General features: G+C 68.5%; 18 protein-coding genes, 1 tRNA gene and 1 pseudogene. 11 read left to right on the forward strand and 9 right to left on the reverse strand.

From position 1 onward, the window contains the following. Positions 1–17: 17 nt before the first annotated feature. Positions 18–1,019 (reverse strand): NAD-dependent epimerase/dehydratase family protein, encoded by a 1,002-nt coding sequence (locus AMK31_RS26130; RefSeq protein ID WP_073943106.1) that lies wholly within the window; start codon positions 1,017–1,019, stop codon positions 18–20. A 172-nt stretch (positions 1,020–1,191) separates the two neighbouring features. Here AMK31_RS26130 and AMK31_RS26135 point away from each other — a divergent pair, with 172 nt between their 5' ends. From AMK31_RS26135 to AMK31_RS41650, 6 genes and pseudogenes are all read left to right on the forward strand, one after another. Then, entirely contained in the window at positions 1,192–1,737 is a 546-nt protein-coding gene (locus AMK31_RS26135) for a DM13 domain-containing protein (protein ID WP_073943107.1), read from the forward strand. A gap of 72 nt (positions 1,738–1,809) precedes the next feature. Continuing rightward, positions 1,810–2,091: a hypothetical protein gene (locus AMK31_RS26140; RefSeq protein WP_073943108.1), complete on the forward strand. Its 282-nt coding sequence runs from the start codon at positions 1,810–1,812 to the stop codon at positions 2,089–2,091. Next, positions 2,088–2,486, forward strand: coding sequence for a PIN domain-containing protein (locus AMK31_RS26145; RefSeq protein WP_073943109.1), 399 nt, complete (start codon positions 2,088–2,090; stop codon positions 2,484–2,486). The genes AMK31_RS26140 and AMK31_RS26145 overlap by 4 nt, the downstream gene beginning before the upstream one ends. Positions 2,487–3,054: 568 nt before the next feature. After that, on the forward strand, positions 3,055–3,417 hold the full coding sequence (locus AMK31_RS26150) for a hypothetical protein (RefSeq protein ID WP_073943110.1): 363 nt from the start codon (positions 3,055–3,057) through the stop codon (positions 3,415–3,417). Between the two features lie 600 nt (positions 3,418–4,017). Next, positions 4,018–4,362 (forward strand): hypothetical protein, encoded by a 345-nt coding sequence (locus tag AMK31_RS40725; RefSeq protein WP_158074551.1) that lies wholly within the window; start codon positions 4,018–4,020, stop codon positions 4,360–4,362. Positions 4,363–5,161: 799 nt separating this feature from the next. Then, a pseudogene (locus tag AMK31_RS41650) lies at positions 5,162–5,407 on the forward strand (tyrosine-type recombinase/integrase); the annotation flags it as partial. A gap of 49 nt (positions 5,408–5,456) precedes the next feature. On the opposite strand, the gene AMK31_RS26165 reads toward AMK31_RS41650, so the two are convergent. Next, a tRNA-Gly gene (locus AMK31_RS26165) sits at positions 5,457–5,530 on the reverse strand. Between the two features lie 577 nt (positions 5,531–6,107). On the opposite strand from AMK31_RS26165, the gene dcd reads away from it, so the two are divergent. After that, positions 6,108–6,683, forward strand: coding sequence for a dCTP deaminase (gene dcd / locus AMK31_RS26170; protein ID WP_073943112.1), 576 nt, complete (start codon positions 6,108–6,110; stop codon positions 6,681–6,683). A 5-nt stretch (positions 6,684–6,688) separates the two neighbouring features. Beyond that, positions 6,689–7,189: a phosphoribosyltransferase gene (locus AMK31_RS26175; RefSeq protein ID WP_073943356.1), complete on the forward strand. Its 501-nt coding sequence runs from the start codon at positions 6,689–6,691 to the stop codon at positions 7,187–7,189. Positions 7,190–7,308: 119 nt separating this feature from the next. Here AMK31_RS26175 and AMK31_RS26180 read toward each other — a convergent pair whose 3' ends face one another. The 3 genes from AMK31_RS26180 to AMK31_RS26190 form a co-directional block, all read right to left on the reverse strand. Continuing rightward, positions 7,309–8,364, reverse strand: a complete 1,056-nt coding sequence (locus tag AMK31_RS26180; RefSeq protein ID WP_073943113.1) for a Yip1 family protein — start codon at positions 8,362–8,364, stop codon at positions 7,309–7,311. 76 nt (positions 8,365–8,440) lie between these two features. Beyond that, positions 8,441–9,874 carry an FG-GAP-like repeat-containing protein gene (locus AMK31_RS26185; protein WP_073943114.1) on the reverse strand — a complete coding sequence of 478 codons (1,434 nt, stop codon included), beginning with the start codon at positions 9,872–9,874 and terminating at the stop codon, positions 8,441–8,443. Between the two features lie 113 nt (positions 9,875–9,987). Continuing rightward, positions 9,988–11,466 (reverse strand): VCBS repeat-containing protein, encoded by a 1,479-nt coding sequence (locus AMK31_RS26190; RefSeq protein WP_073943357.1) that lies wholly within the window; start codon positions 11,464–11,466, stop codon positions 9,988–9,990. A 468-nt stretch (positions 11,467–11,934) separates the two neighbouring features. Here AMK31_RS26190 and AMK31_RS26195 point away from each other — a divergent pair, with 468 nt between their 5' ends. Together AMK31_RS26195 and AMK31_RS26200 are read left to right on the forward strand one after the other, a co-directional pair. After that, a complete protein-coding gene (locus tag AMK31_RS26195) occupies positions 11,935–12,483 on the forward strand; it encodes a hypothetical protein (protein WP_073943115.1) in 549 nt (182 codons plus the stop codon). 309 nt (positions 12,484–12,792) lie between these two features. Then, positions 12,793–13,776, forward strand: coding sequence for a DMT family transporter (locus tag AMK31_RS26200; protein ID WP_241842726.1), 984 nt, complete (start codon positions 12,793–12,795; stop codon positions 13,774–13,776). Between the two features lie 621 nt (positions 13,777–14,397). On the opposite strand, the gene AMK31_RS26205 is transcribed toward AMK31_RS26200, so the two are convergent. After that, positions 14,398–16,146: a recombinase family protein gene (locus AMK31_RS26205; RefSeq protein WP_073943116.1), complete on the reverse strand. Its 1,749-nt coding sequence runs from the start codon at positions 16,144–16,146 to the stop codon at positions 14,398–14,400. Here AMK31_RS26205 and AMK31_RS26210 point away from each other — a divergent pair, their 5' ends adjacent. After that, a complete protein-coding gene (locus tag AMK31_RS26210; RefSeq protein ID WP_073943117.1) occupies positions 16,147–16,476 on the forward strand; it encodes an antibiotic biosynthesis monooxygenase family protein in 330 nt (109 codons plus the stop codon). Positions 16,477–16,670: 194 nt separating this feature from the next. Here the strand turns inward: AMK31_RS26210 and AMK31_RS26215 are convergent, their stop codons facing one another. From AMK31_RS26215 to AMK31_RS26225, 3 genes are all read right to left on the reverse strand, one after another. Then, a complete protein-coding gene (locus AMK31_RS26215) occupies positions 16,671–18,701 on the reverse strand; it encodes a TerD family protein (protein ID WP_073943118.1) in 2,031 nt (676 codons plus the stop codon). A gap of 160 nt (positions 18,702–18,861) precedes the next feature. Then, on the reverse strand, positions 18,862–19,641 hold the full coding sequence (locus tag AMK31_RS26220; RefSeq protein WP_073943119.1) for a GntR family transcriptional regulator: 780 nt from the start codon (positions 19,639–19,641) through the stop codon (positions 18,862–18,864). Then, positions 19,638–20,180 carry a GntR family transcriptional regulator gene (locus AMK31_RS26225; RefSeq protein WP_073943120.1) on the reverse strand — a complete coding sequence of 181 codons (543 nt, stop codon included), beginning with the start codon at positions 20,178–20,180 and terminating at the stop codon, positions 19,638–19,640. The genes AMK31_RS26220 and AMK31_RS26225 overlap by 4 nt, the downstream gene beginning before the upstream one ends. Positions 20,181–20,395 lie beyond the last annotated feature (215 nt).

Consider the following 20,395-nt stretch of genomic DNA (forward strand, 5'->3'; position numbering starts at 1 on the left):
CCGTGGACCCCGCGGTCCTACGCGCCCCGCATCCCGGCCCGCGCGAACTCCGCCATGCCCTCGGCGAACCCCACCTCCGGCTTCCACCCCAGCCCGTCCCGCAGCCGCGACGAGTCGGCGGTGATGTGCCGCACGTCCCCGAGCCGGTACTCACCCGTGACGACCGGCCGGGGCCCGCCGTACGCGGCGGCCAGCGCCCGCGCCATCTCGCCGACGGTGTGCGGATCACCGCTGCCGGTGTTGTACGCCGTGAGCACACCCGGAGCGGCCTCCGCCTCCAGCGCCACCACATTGGCCGCCGCCACGTCCCGCACGTGCACGAAGTCCCGCCGCTGCCGCCCGTCCTCGAACACGCGCGGTGCCTCGCCCCGGGCGAGCGCCGAGCGGAAGAAGGAGGCGACACCGGCGTACGGGGTGTCGCGGGGCATCCCGGGCCCGTACACGTTGTGGTAGCGGAGCGCCACCGCCGAGCCGCCGGCGCAGCGGGCCCAGGCGGCGGCCAGGTGCTCCTGCGCGAGCTTGGTCGTGGCGTACACGTTCCGGGGATCGACCGGTGCGTCCTCGCCGACCAAGCCCGGGGCCAGATCCGCCCCGCACACCGGACACGGCGGCTCGAACCGGCCCGCGTCGAGGTCGGCGACGGCACGCGGCCCGGGCCGTACGACCCCGTGCCGCGGGCACTCGTACCGCCCCTCCCCGTAGACGACCATCGACCCGGCCAGCACCAGCCGCCCGACGCCCGCCTCCGCCATGGCGGCGAGCAGCACGGCGGTGCCCAGGTCGTTGTGCGAGACATATCCCGCCGCGTCGGCGAACCCGCTGCCGAGCCCGACCATCGCGGCCTGGTGACAGACGGCGTCGACCCCGGCGAGCGCGCGTCCGACGGCCTCCGCATCCCGCACGTCGGCGCCGGGATCCTCCCGCACGTCGAACACGACCGGCTCGTGCCCGCGCGCGGCCAGCGCCTCGACCACATGGGACCCGATGAACCCGGCACCGCCGGTGACCAGTACACGCATACGACCACGCTAGGCCCGCCCCACCGCCGCACCACGGGAGCACGCCCGGACGTCATGACTCCGTAAGGCCTGAGACGGACGTAAGACTTTCGTCACCCGCCGACCGCCCCGAACGGCCACGCCCGCCCATTGAATGGAGGCGAGGACGGGCGACTCCCAGGAGGCGGACGGCATGAGGCGGACGCGGATCACGTGGACGAGACGGTGGGCGACCGGCGCGCTGGCGGCAACGGCCATCGGCGTCGGCTTCGGCCTCTACTGGTTCCAGCCGTGGAAACTGTGGCAGGACGAGACGGTCCAGGAAGCCCTGCCCGGCACGTCCACCGCCCCGGCTGCCCAAGCGGCACCGACGACGGTGGCGGACGGCGACCTGATCAGCCACGAGCACACGACGTCCGGCACGGTGAAGCTCATACGCCTGGCAGACGGATCCCACGTCGTACGCCTGGAGAACCTCGACACCAGCAACGGCCCCGACCTGCGCGTCTGGCTGACCGACGCCCCCGTGAAGGAGGGCCGCGCCGGCTGGCACGTCTTCGACAACGGCACCCACGTCAGCCTCGGCAAACTCAAGGGCAACAAGGGCAGCCAGAACTACCCCGTCCCCGAAGACATCGACCCGTCCCGATACCGCAGCGTCACCATCTGGTGCGACCGATTCGACGTCTCCTTCGGCGCCGCCGAACTCACTGGGGCAACAAAAAGCCCCCTGGGCTGAGGAGACGGCAGCACACGGTCCGCCCGGTGCACTCGCCGCCTGCTGTGCCATTTCGAATGGCATACTCGGAGTGTGACTGACGACGACGTTGACTTCCCGCCCGGCGACGGCCCCACCAGCGGTATCTCCGTCACCTTGACCGCCGGAACTCTGCAGGCCATCCGTGAGCGGGTCGGCAAGCGAGGCGTCTCGGCCTACCTGGAGAAGGCGGCCCAGCGGCAGATCGAGCGCGACAAGCTGGACGAGCTGATCGCGGACTTCGACAAGGTGCACGGCCCGGCCGACGCCGAGGCCGTGGCGGCCAAGCGTGCCCGGCTGACTGGAGACGCCCCGAACGCAGGGGCGGCAGCGTGAGCGGTGTCCTGGTTCTGGACAGCGAGGGCCTGGCGAAGGCCGTACAGCGGGATCGGGAGATCCACGAGTGGCTGACGGCGGCTCGCGACGCGGACTTGGCCGTGATCACCTCGGCGGCAGTGTTGGTCGAGGTGATCCATCCGAAGATCAACGACGCCGCACTGAAGTGGACCATGTCCCGCCTGAGCGTCGAGCCTGTGACCCAAGCCGTCGCACAATCCGCTGCCGCCTTGCTGCGGGCAGCGGGGCTGCACGGCCACAAGTACGCCATCGACGCCATGCTGTGCGCGACCGCCTTGCAGCATCCCGGCCGGGTGACGATTCTGACTTCGGACGTGGAAGACATCGCGCTGCTCACCGCCGAGCATCCCCGCCTGAGCGCCGAGAAGGTCTGAGCCGCGCCGCCTTGCAGAAGCGGCGCTCGCCGCGCGGACGCGGCTCTGGCTCAGCGGTCTCCTGCCCAGGCGGCAGGCCGGCTGGGGGGCACCCTGTCTAAATGCCTCCGGCTCGATGTCGGTCGACTTCGTCACCGTGGCCCGGCTCAGCTTGTTCACTTGGCGCACGACGCTTGAATCGGCTTCGAGCGGACCGAGCTCGCTGAGGATCTCCGGATCGAGTTCGGCTTCCGTGCATGGCCTGGATCGACCGACTCAGCAGGTCGGGCTCCGATTCGACCCGGTCAACGATTCGAGCGATGACGTAGTCATGGAGCGGGTGACGAGAATCAACTCGCGCGCCCAGCTTGGGAATCTGAGGTTGTCTAGGAGTGGTCGCCGAGCTGACCTGCGGTGGAGCGGCCCCGGAGCCTGACAGGCTGGCCCCTGGTCACCGCCATTCCCCGTGGTTCCCTGCACGATCTGGCACGGTTCTGGCACGATCTCTTCGTCTGCTTGTAGCAGTACCGGGCCGGTGCCCGACCGGTTTGCGAAGCCTGGGCAGTGGCCACGCGATGGGGGAGGGGCAATGAGGATCAAAGACCCGGAGTACCCGGCAGCGGTCGAAGCGGCCGTGGAGATCCTGCGGGAGTGGGCCCGTCGGGGACAGACCATCACGTACGGGGAGTTGAGCGCCGAGTTGGAGGCACGGGGCTTCGACTCCATTCCACCTCACCGCGGAGTTATGACCTACCTGCTCAAGGATGTATGCCTCCACTGTAATGAGGACGGACGAGCACCGATGCTTTCGGCGATCGTGGTGAACAAGGCGAGCCGGGAGCCATCCGACCAGTTCTCCAGCCTTGCTCGAAACCTGCCCTTCTCCCGCCCAGCCAACTGGACCTGGCGGGACGAGCAGCAGCAGGTGTTCGCTCAGCACCGCGAGGAATGACATCAGCCCTCGACACTCGCTTTAGGAGTTCGATCTAAGCTCGGCCTGGTCGGCACCTGCCTCGTCTACCGCTGCCACATGTGGATGACGTGTGCCGCCGCCGTCCGGGGTCGTTGATGTCAGCGTTGGATGTAAGTGGAGCAGCTTCGACACCTGGCCGAGGTGGCCGCGGCTTCCGACCCAAGCGGCGCAGATCCCGCTGTCGAGGAAGGCTTTTGTCAGTACAGCCGGATTCCGATCTTGGCGTCATTCCTGTGCGTCCGCGGCTACGGTTCTGTTCGGCGAAGTACCTGTTCGCTGGCTCCATTTGCGGCGCGATCGTCAAGAAAGATCGAGTCTCCTGAACCGGAGACCGACGACACCATCGGGGAACTGAGGACTTAATGAGCGAACGCTTTCCAGACGTCGACTGATACTGCGACAGGTGCGGAGAGCACCTAAACGATCAAGCTGGCTTCGATGACCATCGTTACACGTGGAAGTGCGAAGAGTGTGGACACAAGAACAGTATTTCGAGGGACAATATCTACGACTCCCACGAAGACTTCCATGGATCAGCATGACCCGAGGCCGTTCTCTGAATAGCGCACGGAGGGCTTGATGGCATTCGACACGAGTGACTATGACGAGATTCGCTCGATGAAGCGTGACGACTGCTATTACTTCACTTATCCAATCGAGTACATCATCGATCGAACGGGCGACGAGAATTCGGACGAATACGTGATTGGAAACACGACGATCGACGTTCAATTTGACTGGCATGACGGTGACGACAGTCAGGCGCCCGGCTATCGACTCAGTTACAAGGTCAACAACTACGACCAAATTCCGGTCGGCTATAACGGATCAGAATCCGATCTGCTTGACCAGATCTACTCGGACATCCAAGACGACTTGCGCGCTTCCGGGATCGAGGTCGGCGCGGTCGAAACCTGGTTCTAGGTGATTGCTGTCTATTTGTCGTCCGGTCAGCGGAGCTAGGCCCTGTCGTTTGGATCATCCCGGCGTCGCAGGATCTGGCACGCACATCTGCCGCGTTGTCGTCAGTCGCCGACGCGCCGCGTCGACTCCCTCCTCCGCCTTGCAGCTGCACGCACCAGACCCCGCTCGACTCGGCCAGGACGCACCGTCCCTCGCAGCCGGGCTGATTCAAACGACAAAGCCTAGATCGTCGGCCTGCGACAGATCCTAGGCAAGTACCGCAAGTGATACCGCAGGAGAGCCGTCACTAGCCAACGGCCCCGGTGCAGTTCGTCGCGGTGCAGCTATCGGTTCGAGCTATGCCCCGAAACGGGCGGGGTTTACGGCCGAGGCGGTCACCCAGTGAGTCTCGATGCAGTCGGCCGCTGGCAGCCCTGTCGTGCCACCACACCTGAGCTGTGAAGGGCCGGGGAGAGAGGTCCCCTCTCTGGCCCCGGCGGCAAGCCGGCCGTGATCGGCATTGCTAGACGATTCTCGTGAGGAACCCTGCGAGCACGCTCGGTAGCTTTATCTGGTCCCCCGGCAACTCGTCTGCCAGGCACCCTCATGACCACGGCTGACCCCTGCTCTGGCACGAAAGTGGAGCGAAGCTCAGCCGACGAAGTTAGCCACGACGGCGGTTGCGTCAACTGATCAGGCGCGCGTATGCCTCGCTGCACCCCCACCGGCCTCAGCCACGCTATCGGCCGTCGACCACAGGGCATCCCATGACAGCCGATCCGTGAGGATGCCACCCAAGCAATAGGAATCCTACCGAGGCCGGCATTCGGAGTCGTACGTTGAGCCGGGGTCGGACGGGCTGATCTTCGTCGGCGAGAAAGGGGCTCCCTTCCGGCGCAGCACCTTTGGGCGGAAGTGGGCCGCGCTGATCTACCAGCACTCCGACGAGGAGCGGCAGGAAGAGGTGGCGGCTGGCCTCGACGCGACCGTGCGGAAGGCTCGCGCCGAGGCCGCGAAGAAGGCCGCCGACAAGCCTTCTGGCACGAATCTGGCACGCGGCGAGTGATCACTGAGGACAGCAAAAAGGCCCGGGTCTCCGACCTGGGCCTTCTTCGTGGAGCGGGTGACGAGAATCGAACTCGCGCTCTCAGCTTGGGAAGCTGATGTTCTACCATTAAACTACACCCGCGTAAGACGCCGACCGAAGAGCCGGTGTCCGAACGCTCGCCCACTGTACCAAACCGCAGGCTCCCGGTGTTCTCGCCGAGGGGCCTGAGTGTGTTTCAGGGGTGTGAGGCGGCTGCGGCGAGCGGGAGTTGGGGCGTACCTTTGGGGTACGGAGAGGGGGCGGGCGGGACCGGAGTGCCGCCTGGAGGGGCTTCCCTTTGATCCCGTAGTGTGGCTTTTGTCGTCAGGCAAGCAGTAGCCAGACGCGGCTCTTGGGGAAGGGACTCTAGGACTTGATGGAGCGCACCGTCGTCCGCTGTGCCGATGGGCACGTGTTCACCACCGCTTCGTTCCCGATGCAGCAGGCCGAGCGCCTCGGCCCGGGGCGGCTCGTCCGCTGTCCGCGCTGTGCGCGGCTGCGGAGCGTCGTGCCGGTGGCGTTGGAGAAGCACTAGCCGGCACGTCCGGCACCGACCGGCACTGGCTGCCGGTGACCGGCTGTAGTCGGTCGTAGCCGGTCCGAGGCATCCGGGTACGGCATGGGCGCGTGGAGTCGTCGCGATTGTGGGGGCTCCGCGCGCCTTGCGTATCCTCGGGGCGTGCTTCTCTCAGACAAGGACATCCGGGCCGAGATCGACGCCGGGCGGGTACGGATCGATCCCTACGACGAATCCATGGTGCAGCCGTCGAGCATCGACGTGCGGCTGGACCGCTACTTCCGGGTGTTCGAGAACCACCGGTACCCGCACATCGACCCTTCCGTCGAGCAGGCGGATCTGACGCGGCTCGTGGAGCCGGAGGGGGACGAGCCGTTCATCCTGCACCCCGGTGAGTTCGTGCTGGCCAGCACGTACGAGGTGATCACGCTTCCCGACGATCTCGCCTCGCGGCTGGAGGGGAAGAGCTCGCTCGGGCGGCTCGGGCTGGTGACGCACTCCACCGCCGGGTTCATCGACCCCGGTTTCTCCGGGCACGTGACCCTGGAGCTGTCGAACCTCGCCACCCTTCCGATCAAGCTGTGGCCCGGCATGAAGATCGGCCAGCTGTGCATGTTCCGGCTCAGCTCGCCGGCCGACGCCCCCTACGGGAGCGAGCGGTACGGGTCCAGGTACCAGGGGCAGCGCGGTCCCACCGCCTCCCGTTCCTTCCTCAACTTCCACAGGACGCAGGTGTGAGCAGCGTGAGCGACGTACGACGGGAGAACCTGACCTACGAGCGGTTCGGCACCGCGATCCGCGAGCTCGCGCAGACCATCGCCGACGACGGCTACGAGCCGGACATCGTGCTCAGCATCGCCCGCGGCGGCGTCTTCGTCGCCGGCGGCCTCGCCTACGCGCTGGACTGCAAGAACCTTCATCTGGTCAACGTCGAGTTCTACACCGGCGTGGGCACGACCCTCGAGATGCCGGTCATGCTCGCGCCCGTCCCCAACGCGATCGACTTCACCGACAAGAAGGTGCTGATCGCCGACGACGTCGCCGACACCGGCAAGACCCTGAAGCTGGTGCACGACTTCTGCCTGGAGCACGTCGCCGAGGTGCGCTCCGCGGTCATCTACGAGAAGTCGCACTCGCTGGTGAAGTGCGAGTACGTGTGGAAGCGGACCGACGACTGGATCAACTTCCCGTGGTCGGTCGAGCCGCCCGTGGTGAAGCGGAGCGGGCAGGTGCTGGACGCCTGAGCCCGGTTTGTTCATGAGAAAGGGCGAAGGGCCCCTGGCGTCGTGCCAGGGGCCCTTCCCTTTTCCCTTTTCCCTTTTCTCTTTGCCCTTTGCCGTTTCCGTGAGCCGTGCGACGGCTGCTAGAACGTGCCCAGCTTCACGATCGACAGCAGAGCGATCAGCTGGATCGCCGACGCGCCCAGTGCCTTCGGCCACGGGAGGTCGTGGGACCGGGAGACCATCAGGGTCAGGAGCGCGCCGCCCGCGACCCAGGTGGCCCAGCCGAGGATCTGGACGAACGGGGCGTCGCCGCCGAGGAACATCGCGACGATCAGGCGGGGCGCGTCCGTGATGGACATGATCAGCATGGAGAGGCCGACCGTCGGCTGCCAGGCGCCGTCGCCGCCGAGCTGGCGGGCCAGGGTGTGGGTGACGACGCCCAGGATGAAGGCGCTCACCGCCATGGCGACCGCGGTCGTCAGGACGATCGGGACGGCGTTGGAGAGCGTCGCGTTGATCGCGTCCTCGCGGGCGCCGTCGAAGCCGAAGACCGCGAGCAGGCCGTAGAGGAGGGTCACGATGAGGGCGGGGACCCACATCGTGTAGTCCCGCATCTGGAGGAAGGTCTGGTTCGGGGCGAGGACGACGCCCTTCAGCAGTTCCTTCCAGTGCAGCCGCGGGCCGATCGGGCCGGACGGGGCCGTGGAGCCCGCGCGGTAGGTGTCGCTGTGGGTGTAGGGGTCCTCACCGATGGCGAACGCCTGGGTGTGGCCGGGGTTGTTGGCCGCGTACGGGTCCGCGGTGCCCGGGTGGGGGTACGAGGAGCCGTCGTCGCCGAAGTACTCCGGTTCCCCTCCGCCGTGCCCACCGTGTCCGCCGTGTCCGCCACGGCCGCCGTGCCCGCCGTAGCCCCCGTGCCCGCCGTTCGACGGGGGCCACGGGCCGCCGCTGCCACCGCCGTAGCTCTGCTGACCCGGGTACGGGTGCGGCTGCGGCGCCGGAGGTTGGCCGTAGGACGGGCCCTGGGGCGCCTGCTGTCCGTACGGGGGGTGTTGCGGTCGCGTGTGCGGGGCGCGGTTCTCCCGGCCGCCGCGTCCGATCCTGAATCCAGCCACGTCATCGAACGTACCTGGTCCCGGAGAGTGACGTGCCGGGCCCGGGGTTCCGGGCCCGGCTTTGCGGCCGAGCTGTGACATCCCTTACGGATGTCCGGCCCGCATCCCCTAAGGGGCAGGGCGGGCCGGGGTGTTGGGGGTCACGTGCCGCGCGGCGTCACTGCGCGATCGCCCAGGCGAAGTTGGCGTCCCCCTTGAGCGAGACGTTCGCTCCCGAGATGAACACGGAGCCCGTGGTGGTCGGGCCGGAGGCGGTGCCGCGCAGGGTGGTGATCGCGCCGGTGCCGTTCTCGTAGGCGGCGCCGACGACGAGGTCGGCCTTGCCGGTCTTGTCGAAGTCGACGAGGCGGACGGTGCCGCCGAACCAGTCCATGTACTCGGACGAGCCGGGCACGCCCGCGGTGTCCTGGTTGTAGCTCTTGGCGCCGGTGCCGGTCAGGCCCGCCGCGGAGCCGAACAGGACGGTCACCGCGCCGGCGTCCTTCACCGAGCCCAGGTCCTCGCCGGGCGCGCCGACCGCGACGTCGGCGTACTTGTCGCCGTTGACGTCGCCGACGGCGACCGACGCGCCGAAGACGTCGTCGGTCTCGCCGGAGCCGGGCACGCCGGCCGTGTCCTGGTGGATGACGGTCGGCGTCTGCGCCGGGTCGGGGCCGTTCGGGCCGCCGTACCAGACGCTGATCTGGCCGCCCTTGTGGCCGCCGGGGACGCCGGTCTGCGGGTCGGCGTAGTCGCCGAGGACGAGGTCGCCGTAGCCGTCGCCGTTGATGTCGCCGATCGTGCCGTGCTCGCCGTCGGCGTTCGGCAGGTCGACGAGGGCGTAGTCCGACTCGGGGTGGTCCATGTTGCCGGGGTCGTGGCGGAAGTAGCCGATCTGGCCGCGCTCGTCGCCGGTGACGAGGAACGGGTAGACGCGCTCGGCGTTCTTGTCGCCGTTGATGTCGCCCGCGATCACCTCGTACGCGCCGCCCAGCTCGCCGACGTCGTTGTGGGTCAGCGGGGTGCCGGTGCGGGTGAACGAACCGCGGTAGAGGTGGACGCGGCCCTGGCCGGTGGCCGTCACGTCGGTCTTGCCGTCGCCGTCGAAGTCGCCGGTGGCGACGGCGGCGCCGTAGCCGCCCCACTCGGGCAGGTCGGCCGGCTGCGGCAGGCCCGCGCCGCCGGAGAGGCCGCCGGAGCCGCCCCACAGGACGGTGAGCGAGCCGACGCCGTCGCGGTCGCCGATGGCCTCGTACTCGGAGCCGACGACCAGGTCGGCGTATCCGTCGCCGTTCAGGTCGCCGGCGGCGAGGCTGCTGCCGAAGCGGTCGCCGGACTCGGCGGCGCCCGGCACGCCGGTGGAGTTCTGTGTGATCACGGTCTTCTTCGCCGCCGAGATGCCGGTGGACGAGCCGTACAGCACGACGACCGCGCCCGCGCCCTGCACGGAGCCGACGTCGGCGCCCATCGCGCCGAGGGCGACGTCACGGTAGCCGTCGCCGTTGAAGTCGCTCGCGAGCCCGGAGGGCGCGGCGACGGCCGGGGTGGCGGGCAGGGCGGTCAGCAGGCCGGTGGCGAGGGTGGCCGCGATGAGGAGGCTGCGCTTGCGCAAGGAAGGCTCCGGGTCGGAGGGGCGGGGCTGGTCGGAGGAGCGGGGCTGCTTGGAGGAGTGGGGTGGGCCGCCGGGCCCCGGGGGTGCGGGCCCGGCGGTGGTCGGACGACGGCTCAGTCGGCGATGTTGACGCCGAAGGACGGGGTGCCGGTGGTCGAGACGCCGCTCGTGCTCGGGGAGACGGTGCGGCTGCCGGTCGTGGTGATCTTCGTGCCGTCGGACGGCAGGTAGAGGATCGCGCCGTTGCCGTCGTTCTCGTACGAGCCGGCGATCAGGTCGGCGCGGCCGTCGCCGGTGACGTCGTCGAGCTTGACGTCGGCGCCGAGGGCGTCGTTCTTCTCGTCCTCGCCGGGGACGCCGGCCGTGCTCTGGGCGAAGGACTGGGCACCGGAGGCGGTGTTCAGGCCGGAGGCCGAGCCGTACAGGACGGTGACCATGCCCGTGTCGGTGATGCCGTCGATGTTCTCGCCGGCCACGCCGACGACGAGGTCCTGGTAGCCGTCGCCGTTGACGTCGCCGAGGTCCAGCTCGTAGCCGAAGTAGTCGTTCTTCTCGGAAGTGCCGGGCACGTTGCCGGTGTTCTGGGTGACGCCGGTGGTGGAGCCGGTGCCGCTCGCGGCGCCGTAGGTGATCCACACCTTGCCGCCGTCGGAGGCCTCGGGGAAGGTCAGGCCGTCGCCGTCGGTCCGGTTCCAGTACATGCCGGTGACGATGTCGCCGTAGCCGTCGGCGTCGATGTCGCCGATGGCGGTGATCACGCCCGCCTTGAGGGTCTTCGCGGAGGCGGTGGACAGGCCGCTCGCGGTGCCGGGCAGCAGGTAGTTGGTGTTCCAGCCGTAGTCGGTCTGGGTCTCGAAGCCGTCCACGACGAGGTCGGTGCGCTTGTCGCCGTTGACGTCGCCCGCGGTGAGGTTGAGCGGGCCGCGGGCGGTACCGCCGGACTGGATCGGCGGCTTGACGGTCTGACGGCCGAGGCCCGGCTTGCCGGTGGCGCCGATGCCACCCTTGAACACGTGGATGGTGCTGGAGCTGTTGCCGACCGCGAGGTCCGCCTTGCCGTCGCCGTCGAAGTCGCCGGCGGCCAGGTTCTTGCCCCACAGGTCGTGCGCGGAGGGCGCCGGGTCGGCGACGGTGACACCGGCGCCGGTGAGGCCCTTGGCGGAGCCCCACAGCACGGCGACGCCGCCGCCGTCCTGGTCGCCGCCGACGTCCTCCCAGGGGGCGGAGACGGCGAGGTCGTCGTAGCCGTCGCCGTTGAAGTCGGCGTAGGCGTGCTCGGCGCCGAAGCCGTCGCCGGTCTCGGCGGTGCCCGGGGCGCCCGTGGTGTTCTGGCTGATGACGGAGCGCTTGGCGGAGGACACGCCGGTGGCGGTGCCGTACAGGGCGACGAGCTGGCCGGCGGTCTGCTTGCCGCTCACATAGGCGCCGGAGGCGCTGAAGGCGATGTCACCGATGCCGTCGCCGTTGAAGTCGGCCTGGGGGACGTGCGTCGAGTCCGCGGCCGTCGCCGTCGCGGCCGTGAACGTCAGCAGCCCGCCCGTCAGCGCGGCCGCGGTGGCCGTCGCGAGGGCGAGTCGCAGGGTGTGCTGCATGCGGATCTCCTGCGGCATGCGGGGATGCCCGGCGGGCGTCCCGGAGTCAATGGGTGCGCCGGATGGCGTGATCACCGGGTTGTCCCTGCTTTGCCGGGAGTTGTCCTCGGGTTCACGGTCCGGTTGGCGAAGGGGAGACCAACGAAGTGACGGGAGGGTTGTACGAGATTCAAAGAGACTCGAAGAGATTTACGGGAGCTGAATGGTCGTACGAGAGTGAAGTGAGCGCCGGGAAGGTGGCGCCCGGCGGGACGGTGGCCCCGTCGCCGCCGGCTCACGCGCGCCGCCGGCGCGCGCGTGCGAGATCGGGGGACACCGCGGGGACGCGGATTGACTGGAACGCGCTGCTCCGAACGGGCCGGACCTGCCACGCAGGGCCGCCGAAGGCACCGAAGGGCCTCGCGGAGGGCGGCCGAGATCGCGCGATGCCGTCACGGACAGGGGGTCCGGCGCCCTACGCTGTCCGCCATGGACGAAGACCGCTCCATCATCGAGCTGTTCCATGCCCTGGACCGCCTGCCCGGACCGGAACACCTCGAATTCCCCGACGGGTTCGACCTGGCCCAGGCCCGCATGCGGGCCGCACTCCTCAGGAAACGGCTGAACGACGTGTTCAGCCGGGAGCACCAGAACCCCGTCCGGCTGGACGACCGCATCCAGGACGCCTCCTACTACTTCGCCCTGCGCATCCCGCCGCGCGCGACGGAGGCCGGCGAGTGGATCTGCGTACGGCTCAGCAACTACGGCGACCTCGCCGTCATCCTCGCCCCCCGGCCGGACAGCCACCCGGACCTGGACGCGGCCGTCGCGGCCGGCGCCCTGTCCGAAGGGGACCGCAAACGCGTCGAGACCACACTGACCGACCTCGGCTACCGGGTGGTGCCGGCACGGCTGCTGCACCGCCCGTACGACGGCGTGACCTGGCTCGCGGACTCCGAGAGCGACGAGCGGATGGCGGCGCACGCCGTGCAGCCTGGTGAGGCGACGTGGTGGACGAGGTTCTTCGAGTACCTGTGAGGCGCGCTCCGCTGTGAATCCTGTGCCGGATTCCTGTGCCGGTTCCTGGCCGGTGGCCGGTTCCTGTGCCGCCGGTTGGGCTCCGGCCCGGTGTTACGCTCACCGGGTGAACACCTACTGGCACGTCGTTCTGCCGCCGCTCTGCGCCTGACGGGCGCGGACACCGACGGTTCGACTTCCGTTCGACCCCCGGCCCCGGCCGGCCCGCACAGGGCGGTCCCGGTCACGGGGTGATGTCGTGCGCCCGTCTCGAATCCCTTACCGATTCCCGGATTCCCGGGCGCATTCGACGACGGAAGACTCACGCCAGTGCCGATTCGCACGCCCTCCACCAGCACGCCCTCCCCGAACACGCCTGCCACGCACCAGCGGTCCCGCCCCTGCACGCGTCCGCGCCGCGCAGGCCTCCTCGGCGGCCCCACCCCCATCCTGATCGCGGCCCTCCTGTGGGGCACGACCGGAACCGCCAGCGCCCTCGCTCCCGCGACGGCTCCCGCGGCCGCCATCGGCTGCGCAGGCCTCACCCTCGGCGGCCTCCTGCTCTACGTCACCTCGCGCGGCGCCCGCGCCCTGCCCGCCGCCTGCACGCGCGGCGAACGATGGCTGCTCGCGCTCGGCGCCCTGGCCGTGGCCGGCTACCCGGTCACCTTCTACCCGGCGGTGGCCCGCACCGGCGTTGCCGTCGCCACCGTGATCGCGCTGGGCAGCGCACCCGTCTTCGCCGGCCTGCTGTCCTGGGCCACGGGACAGTCCCGCCCGACCGCCCGCTGGACGGCCGCCACGGCGGCGGCCGTACTCGGCTGCACGCTGCTCGTCCTGGGCCCGCGGTTCAGCGGCGAGGGCGAGCCCCTGGACATGACCGGCGTGGCGCTCGCCGCCTGCGGTGGACTGTCGTACGCCGTCTACTCGCTGATCGGCGGCAGGCTCATCGCGGGCGGGCACGAGTCCGACGCGGTGATGGGCGTGCTGTTCGGGGCGGCGGGCGTACTCGTGCTGCCGCTGGTGGCGGGCACGGACGCGCGGTGGCTGACCGAACCGCGCGGCGCGGCGGTGGCGCTGTACCTCGCCCTGTTCACCGTCGCCCTCGCGTACCGCCTCTACGGCCACGGCCTGCGCCGCACACCCGCGTCGGTGGCGACGACCCTGACCCTCGCCGAGCCGGCGGTGGCGGCGGTACTGGGCGTCGCCGCCCTCGGCGAGCGGCTGCCGGTCCCCTCCTGGTGCGGCTTGGCCGTGCTGGGGCTGGGTCTGGCGCTCCTGACCGGGGGGAGGTCCGGCGGGGCGGGCTCATAATCAGTTCGGGTCAGACCGGGACAGAGCACGGGGATGGCGGGGTCGTCTGGGCATGGGGATCACGTCCAGCGGTGCATGGGGTAGGCGAAAGGGCAGGCTTCCTTTCGGTTCTGATCATTCGAACGTCCGCATTTGAACGATTTGACGGATTGCCCTAGACGCTGTGTCCTGCGTCCATGACCAAGAGCACGCGCGGCCGCACCGCCGAGACTGCCTTTGAACACCGCTCCGGCAGTGTCTACTTGAGGATCGAGCATGGCTCCGATGAAGCCATGGCAACGCTTGACGTCGCGACCCGCGTTATCGGGGCCTTGTGCCTGTACTGCGCAGAGAGGCTGCTGCCAGCATGGTGGGCACAGCGGGCAGCCGCCAATGTCAGAGGGACCCGGTAGATATGCCTACTGAAGGGCTGTCGAAAGTCGCCACTTTCAGCACCTCCTCGCTCTACTGTGGGGCGGTCTCGCCCGACAGGGAGCCAGCGACCCGAAGAACGGCACCGAGTTCGGAGCGTGCCGCTCGGGTGGGAGCTTTGTAGCTGCCTTCACTGCCTCGTGGGGGCCAGCCAGTTCAGTCAGTGCGGGCGTCACCGGCAACGGGTCGATACAAGACCTGCCAGGTGGCTCAGGTGTCCGCGTGCTCTGGCGACTCAGCCCATCGCACGAGCACACGGTCCCGTGTGTTCGCGTTCCGGCCCCTGCCGACAGACTTGGCGATCCTCACGGAGTCGATGAAGAGCGCCAGGAACTCCCGCTTCCTTTCCAGGTCCCACGCCGCCCATGTCGATCCTTCCCCGATGGGATCTCCCCCCACGCTCGTCCACTCATTGGGGATCTGAATGGTTCGGCTGTCGGTCGCCTTCAGTTGTGCCAACCGTTCGGCTGTCCGCTCCTCGTAAGCAGCCAACCGCGCCATGGACTCCCTGAACATCTGCGCACCTGTCTCGTCCTCGTAGACGCCGGCCAGTCGGTCCACGTGGAGGATGCGGCGAGACTCCCGTACGTGCTCCAGCTCAGCTTGCACTGCCGCACGTTCGGCGTCCCGCTGGGACGTGTCCTGTTGGCGGGCGAAGCGCCGTGACGCCTCGGCCAGCCATTCGAGATCTTCCGGGTCGTCGGGGTCCATGGCCATGAGACGGGCCCATACCCGCCTGGCCGTCTCGTTGTCCGCCGCGTCCTGGCCGATGACGAGACCACCGTGGCCGGGGATGACTCCCCCTGCCCGGTTGCACTTGTAGTAGAGCTTCCCGCCCCGTCGGTCGGTCACCATTACCGATCCGCAGACATCGCAGAACAGAAGTCCGCACCCGGCCAGCAGGGTCGGGACGCGTCGGCCCGCCCTCACGACGACCTGCGTCCGGCCGTCCAGCACATCCTGTAGCTTCCACCACTCCTCCGTGGGGATCAGTGCTTCGTGCGACTGGACGGGCTGCCCTTCGTCGTCACGCAAGATGACGCGCTTCCCTGTCTTGCCCGGGACTGGGTTGCCGTCGGCATCCTTGCTCGCCGGCACCCGTCCCTGCCACTCGATCGCGTACCCCGCAAGGCGCGGGTCCCTCAGAATGCGCAGGACGGTGGACGACACCCATGCAGACCGCTCCACGGCTTCCGAGACTCCGCGCGCGCGGCGCGAAGCGAGGCGCTTGGCCCCCGACTTCCCCAGGGACTCCGCCTTCGTCGGTACGCCGTTCTCGTTGAGCCGCTTGGCGATCTGCGAGGCGGACAAGCCCTCTGCCGCCCACCGAGCCATGTCCCGGACGTGCGAACTCTCTACGGCGTCAGGGACGAGCCGAACGACGGACAGCTTGCCGCTGGTCGCCCGCTCTGCCGTGAAGCCGTACGGGGGGATGCCGGATACGTGGCTGCCGGCCCGCCGGAGCGTGTCCTTGGTGACGGAGACATAGGCCGACTTCATGTCGGACTCCTGCTGGGCCAGACCCGCGATGATGGCGAGGATGTCGACACCGACCGGGGTGGACGTGTCGAGGTACGGCTCTTCGACGCTGACCAGACGCACGCCGTGCGATTCCAGCTCTTCGGTGATCCGCATGGCTTCCAATGCGCCACGGCGAGTCAGGCGGGACAGCGAGAAGACGACCACGGCGTCCACGTGTCCGCCGCGCACGGCCGTCATCATCTCTTCGAACCCCGGGCGCTGGATGTTTGGGTCCCATCCGGACTTGCCCACGTCCTCGAAGCTGCCCGCGTCGCTCCACCCCCTCGACGCGATAAGCGAGGCGCACCTTTCGCGCTGCGCCACATGCGATGCCTGGGAGTCGTCCTCACGCCGTTTTGACTGGCGGATGTAAGAGACTGCACGTACGTGATCAAGGCTCGGTTCAGCGCCTTGCCTGTACTTCCTGAGAGGTGTCATGTGCCTAGTGTGGTGAAGATCAACGTGCTGACTGTCCCTGCCGAGCAGCGGGAAGTCCTCGAGAAGCGGTTCGCTTCCCGCGCCCACGCGGTCGAGTCCTCCGACGGCTTCGAGTGGTTCGAACTCCTCCGCCCCGTCGAGGGCACCGACAACTACCTCGTGTACACGCGGTGGCGGGACGAGGAGTCCTTCCAGGCATGGATGGAGGGCCCGATGAAGACGGCCCACCAGGGCGGCGGCGAAGGCGCGGAACGCCCGAAGCCGGCCGCCTCCGGCTCCACGCTGTGGTCGTTCGAGGTGGCACAGCAGGCGGCGCCGAAGGGGGAGTAGTCCCTGTCAGCCGAGGGGTGCTGGCTGGCCCTGGCCCCACCCCTCGGCCGTGCCCGAGTGCCCACTGCTCACCGAGGGCTTGCCCGCCGCGGGCGCCGCTGCCCGCGGTGATGCGTGGGCCGGTGTGAGCTGGAGCGGTTCGCCCGGCGCAACGTGATCAGAGCCGGGCGAGGCGCTTTCGTTCCGATGAGATCTCAAGCCGTGCCAGATGCTTCCGCTGACGATGCTCGTCGAGGCGCCGGGCTCTCCAGATGGGCCACGACCGTGGCGTAGAACCGGTGCACGGCGTCGTCGACACTGCGGATGAAGCCCGACTCGGCGTTGCCGCGGCTGCTGCCCATGCCCTTGAAGAGGGACAGGCGGAAGCCGGCGATCTGTGCACCGTTCTTGGGCAGCATGTCTCCCGGTTCTGGGCGCAGCCGTTCCAACGTGCCCCGTGGCCCGCCCGCCTCGCCTTCGACCAGCGTTTCGATGTGCAGGTCGGCGGGAGCTTCGGCGAGACGCCGGACGAGTCGTTTCGCCCAGGTCAGGGGGTAGCCCTGCGTCGGTGCCGGGATATCGATCGAAGTGCGAAGTTTTCCGGTACGGAGGTCGGCGGTGATGGCGAGCACGCCGGGTGTGCTGTCGATGCGTAGTTCCGCCTGCAGCTTTCCTTCCAGGCAGAGCTGATCGGCCAGGCCGGCTCGCCGGGTCGCGGGGTCGACTCCGCGCTTGGACCGGTTGACCGGCAGAACCTTCTGGCCCAGTTCGCCACCGAGCCTGAGACAGACCTGGCGGATCAGCCGTTCCCAGTTCTCCACTACGTCCAGGGCCCGTGGGTCGCCCTGGCAGAGGGTCTCGTCGTCGATGCCGTTGCGGACCGGCACCCACGCCGCACCCATGTTCTGAAATCCGTGGCACCCGGAATTCTCATGCTGGAGGTAGTGCAGAAGCTCCTGGAGCAGCCAGGCGTGAGCCGCGTTGCCCACACCTTCGTGCCGGATCAGCATCTGCGCTTGATGGGCCACTTCCGCCCAGGACAGATGCCATAGCGCCACCTTGTGTTTGCGGCGGCCGTCGATTCTGACGTCGACCAGCGGACTGCCTTCCAACGCGACGTCGTTCGACAATGTGATGACGGCCTCGTAGCCCCTGCGTGCGGCGATGTCCATGTACGCCTGCACTTGCTCGGCTTTCAGGGCGTTCCCGTTGGTCTTGGTCTCGACCAGTGCCGTCCACAGCTTGCCTGCTCTCTCGACCCTGATCACGCCGTCCGGTCGGCGAGGCGTGTCACCATGCGGAAGGGAGACCTCGGCGAAAGTCTCCATGCGACCGGCCGGCGCACCGAACGCGGCGGTGAGTCTCCTGCCGAGTTCCGGAATCTGCGCCATCACCGACAGCAGCACGGAGGTCGCACGCATCTCCCGATCTCGGTCGCTCTTGAGCGCGGAGACCGGAAAGAGCCTGGCCTCCTTCCAGGAGTCGTTCTCCGCCAAGGACTTCTTGGTCACCTTCGGCAGGGTGACCTTCTTTTTGGCGGTGCGCGGCCGTGAAGGTGCCTTCCTCGGTTCCGTCTCAGTGTCGGGCCGTCTGGGTGCCGGGACAGCCTCCAGTGCCGCCGGTTTGTGTTCTCTCACGGACGCAGCTGTTGGCTCCGCCTGTGGTTCGCTATTGGCGCTGTCCAGTTCCGCGTCGGCGGCATCGTCCTCGATGTCGACGCCGAAGTCGGTGGCCAGGCCGGCCAGACCTGCGTCGTAGCCCTGTCCGACGGCCCGGAGCTTCCATTCTCCGCTGCGGCGGTACAGCTCCCCGAAGATGAACGCACTGACCGCGTCGGCATCCTCGATGGCGAACCTGAGCAGGCTCTCGCCGGAGCTGTCGGCCAAGGTCAGCTGCAGGTCGTCCAGTTCTCCGAAGTGTGCTCCGCCGTACCGGCTCGCGGCCACCACGATGCGGTCGATGTCCTCTGGAATCGCCGTCAGGTCGAAACTGATCCGATCCTGATTGCCGCTCCCAGTGGGGGCCTTCCCCAGCAGCTGCACGCTTCCGTCAGCGGCGACCGGGTTGTTGTAGAAGTAGAAATCGGCGTCACTGCGTACTTTGCCGTCCGCGTTCAGCAGCAGCACGGAGACGTCTGCGTCACCCTCACCCGTCGGGCTGGTCCAGTCGAGACTCACGATCACGGACTCGACGCTTTCGCTGAGGGTGGCCAGACCTACGTTGCCACCCTTGGTCAATTGATACATAACCCCCACCCCACTGGCACACGTCAGACACGGATCGCCTGCCACTCGGCGCCGCTCGTTGCTCCGTGTGTGACGCGCCGCACACTCAATGCACGTCGAAACTTTAGTACTCGACGGACACTGTCCTCAGGCCGTCTGCAGGAATAGCCAGGAGCCCAGTTCACTCGGGTGCGAACTCGTACTGCAACTCGTAGAGGTGTCCCGCCTTCACCATGGACGTTGCCTCGACAGGGCGGTCGTCGTCCGTGTAGACGACGCGGAGGGTGCACAGGACGGGCAGGTTTCCGGGCAGGCGCAGGGCGTGGAACTGTTCCTGGGTGGGGACGCGGGCCGAGACGCGGTCGACGCTTCGGCGAGGTGGATGGCCGAGGTCCGTCAGCAGGGCCGGGGTGCCGCCCTTGATCCGCCGCCGGTCTATCAGAGGTGTGCCACGGGCGATGTCCAAGGGGTAGTACGACTTGACCAGCTCGGCCGGTTCGTCGTCGATGAGGATGAGCTGGCTGCGGACCAGGGCCACGCCTTCGTCGGTGAGGCCGAGAGCGGTGCGTACGTCTGCCGGCGGGCGGGTCTCGGCCACTTCCAGGAGGGAGATGCGCGCGTCGGCACCGTGCTTGGCCGCTTCGGTGAGCCAGGGGTATGTCGCGTCGGTGGTGGGCGGGGTCAGGGACGCGGCGGGGCGGATTGTGCGTTGGCGATGCTCACGGACCGTCACAGCCGCGCCCGCGCGACCGACCACCAAGCCCTCTTCCTTGAGGAGTTGCAGTGCCTTCTGGACTGTCGCGTTCGACGCTTCGAAGCGGGTCCTCAGCTGAGTGGTGGATGGCACGTTGGCGCCCGGCGGCAGTTCGCCGCTCATGATGTCGTCGCGCAGGTCGGCCGCGATGCGTTCGTGCAGCGAGCGACGGTCGTGGGCGTCCGGTTCGGCCTTGGGCACGGTCATCCGATCCTGATCTCGTAGCGCAGGCGCTGTCGCTGCGCGGGCATCACCATACGGTCCACCTGGATCGGCCGGTTTTCGCGATCGAGGGTGAGCCTGGTGAGCCGTAGGACTGGTTCTCCCTGGTCAGTCCTGAGAGCGTCCTTCTCTTCCTCGCTCGGGATTCCGGCCGTCACGTCCTCACGGACCAGTGTGCCGACGTGGCCGAGCCGGGTGAGCAGGGTGATGGCTCCGCCCTTGATCCTGGCCGTCCCGGACAAGGCGGTCCCCCGGGCGATGTCGACGGGGTAGTAGGTGTCGGTCAGTTCGTTCGGTTCGTCGTCGAGGAGGATCAGGCGGCGACGTACGACGACCGGCTCGCCCTCCTGGATCCCGAACAGCCGCGCCACCTCGGCCGGTGCGGGCACCTCTCCGGCGTGGAGGATGCGCTGGGTGCCACGGCGCCCTTGTGCGGCCGCGTCCGCGCCCCATGCGTCGCCCTGCCCCTGCTCGCGCGGCATGAGGTACGGCATCGAGGTGCTGACCCACCCGCTGGTGCTCATGGTGTCCTCCCCTGGCGTGGCGACGGCATGGACCTTGCCGCTTTACACGGTAAGCGACTGGCTGCTCTCGGTCTCCAGGAGTACCTTGCTGCTATTCGCGAATAGCGATACGGTCTCGGTGTTGGGTGTTCCCAGGCCATCAGCGACCCGATCGGAACTGATGACATGACTGACCTTCTTCGTCGACTGGCGGTGTGGGCGGGCCTACTGGCCGA

It is taken from the genome of Streptomyces sp. TSRI0107, from assembly GCF_001905845.1.
GTDB lineage: Bacteria > Actinomycetota > Actinomycetes > Streptomycetales > Streptomycetaceae > Streptomyces.

Coding starts and splice junctions, on each gene's coding strand:
- AMK31_RS26130 (WP_073943106.1), bottom strand. CDS start 1,019: ATGCGTGTACTGGTCACCGGCGGTGCCGGGTTCATCGGGTCCCATGTG.
- AMK31_RS26135 (WP_073943107.1), top strand. CDS start 1,192: ATGAGGCGGACGCGGATCACGTGGACGAGACGGTGGGCGACCGGCGCG.
- AMK31_RS26150 (WP_073943110.1), top strand. CDS start 3,055: ATGAGGATCAAAGACCCGGAGTACCCGGCAGCGGTCGAAGCGGCCGTG.
- AMK31_RS40725 (WP_158074551.1), top strand. CDS start 4,018: ATGGCATTCGACACGAGTGACTATGACGAGATTCGCTCGATGAAGCGT.
- AMK31_RS26180 (WP_073943113.1), bottom strand. CDS start 8,364: ATGTCACAGCTCGGCCGCAAAGCCGGGCCCGGAACCCCGGGCCCGGCA.
- AMK31_RS26190 (WP_073943357.1), bottom strand. CDS start 11,466: ATGCAGCACACCCTGCGACTCGCCCTCGCGACGGCCACCGCGGCCGCG.
- AMK31_RS26195 (WP_073943115.1), top strand. CDS start 11,935: ATGGACGAAGACCGCTCCATCATCGAGCTGTTCCATGCCCTGGACCGC.
- AMK31_RS26205 (WP_073943116.1), bottom strand. CDS start 16,146: ATGACACCTCTCAGGAAGTACAGGCAAGGCGCTGAACCGAGCCTTGAT.
- AMK31_RS26215 (WP_073943118.1), bottom strand. CDS start 18,701: ATGTATCAATTGACCAAGGGTGGCAACGTAGGTCTGGCCACCCTCAGC.
- AMK31_RS26220 (WP_073943119.1), bottom strand. CDS start 19,641: ATGACCGTGCCCAAGGCCGAACCGGACGCCCACGACCGTCGCTCGCTG.
- AMK31_RS26225 (WP_073943120.1), bottom strand. CDS start 20,180: ATGAGCACCAGCGGGTGGGTCAGCACCTCGATGCCGTACCTCATGCCG.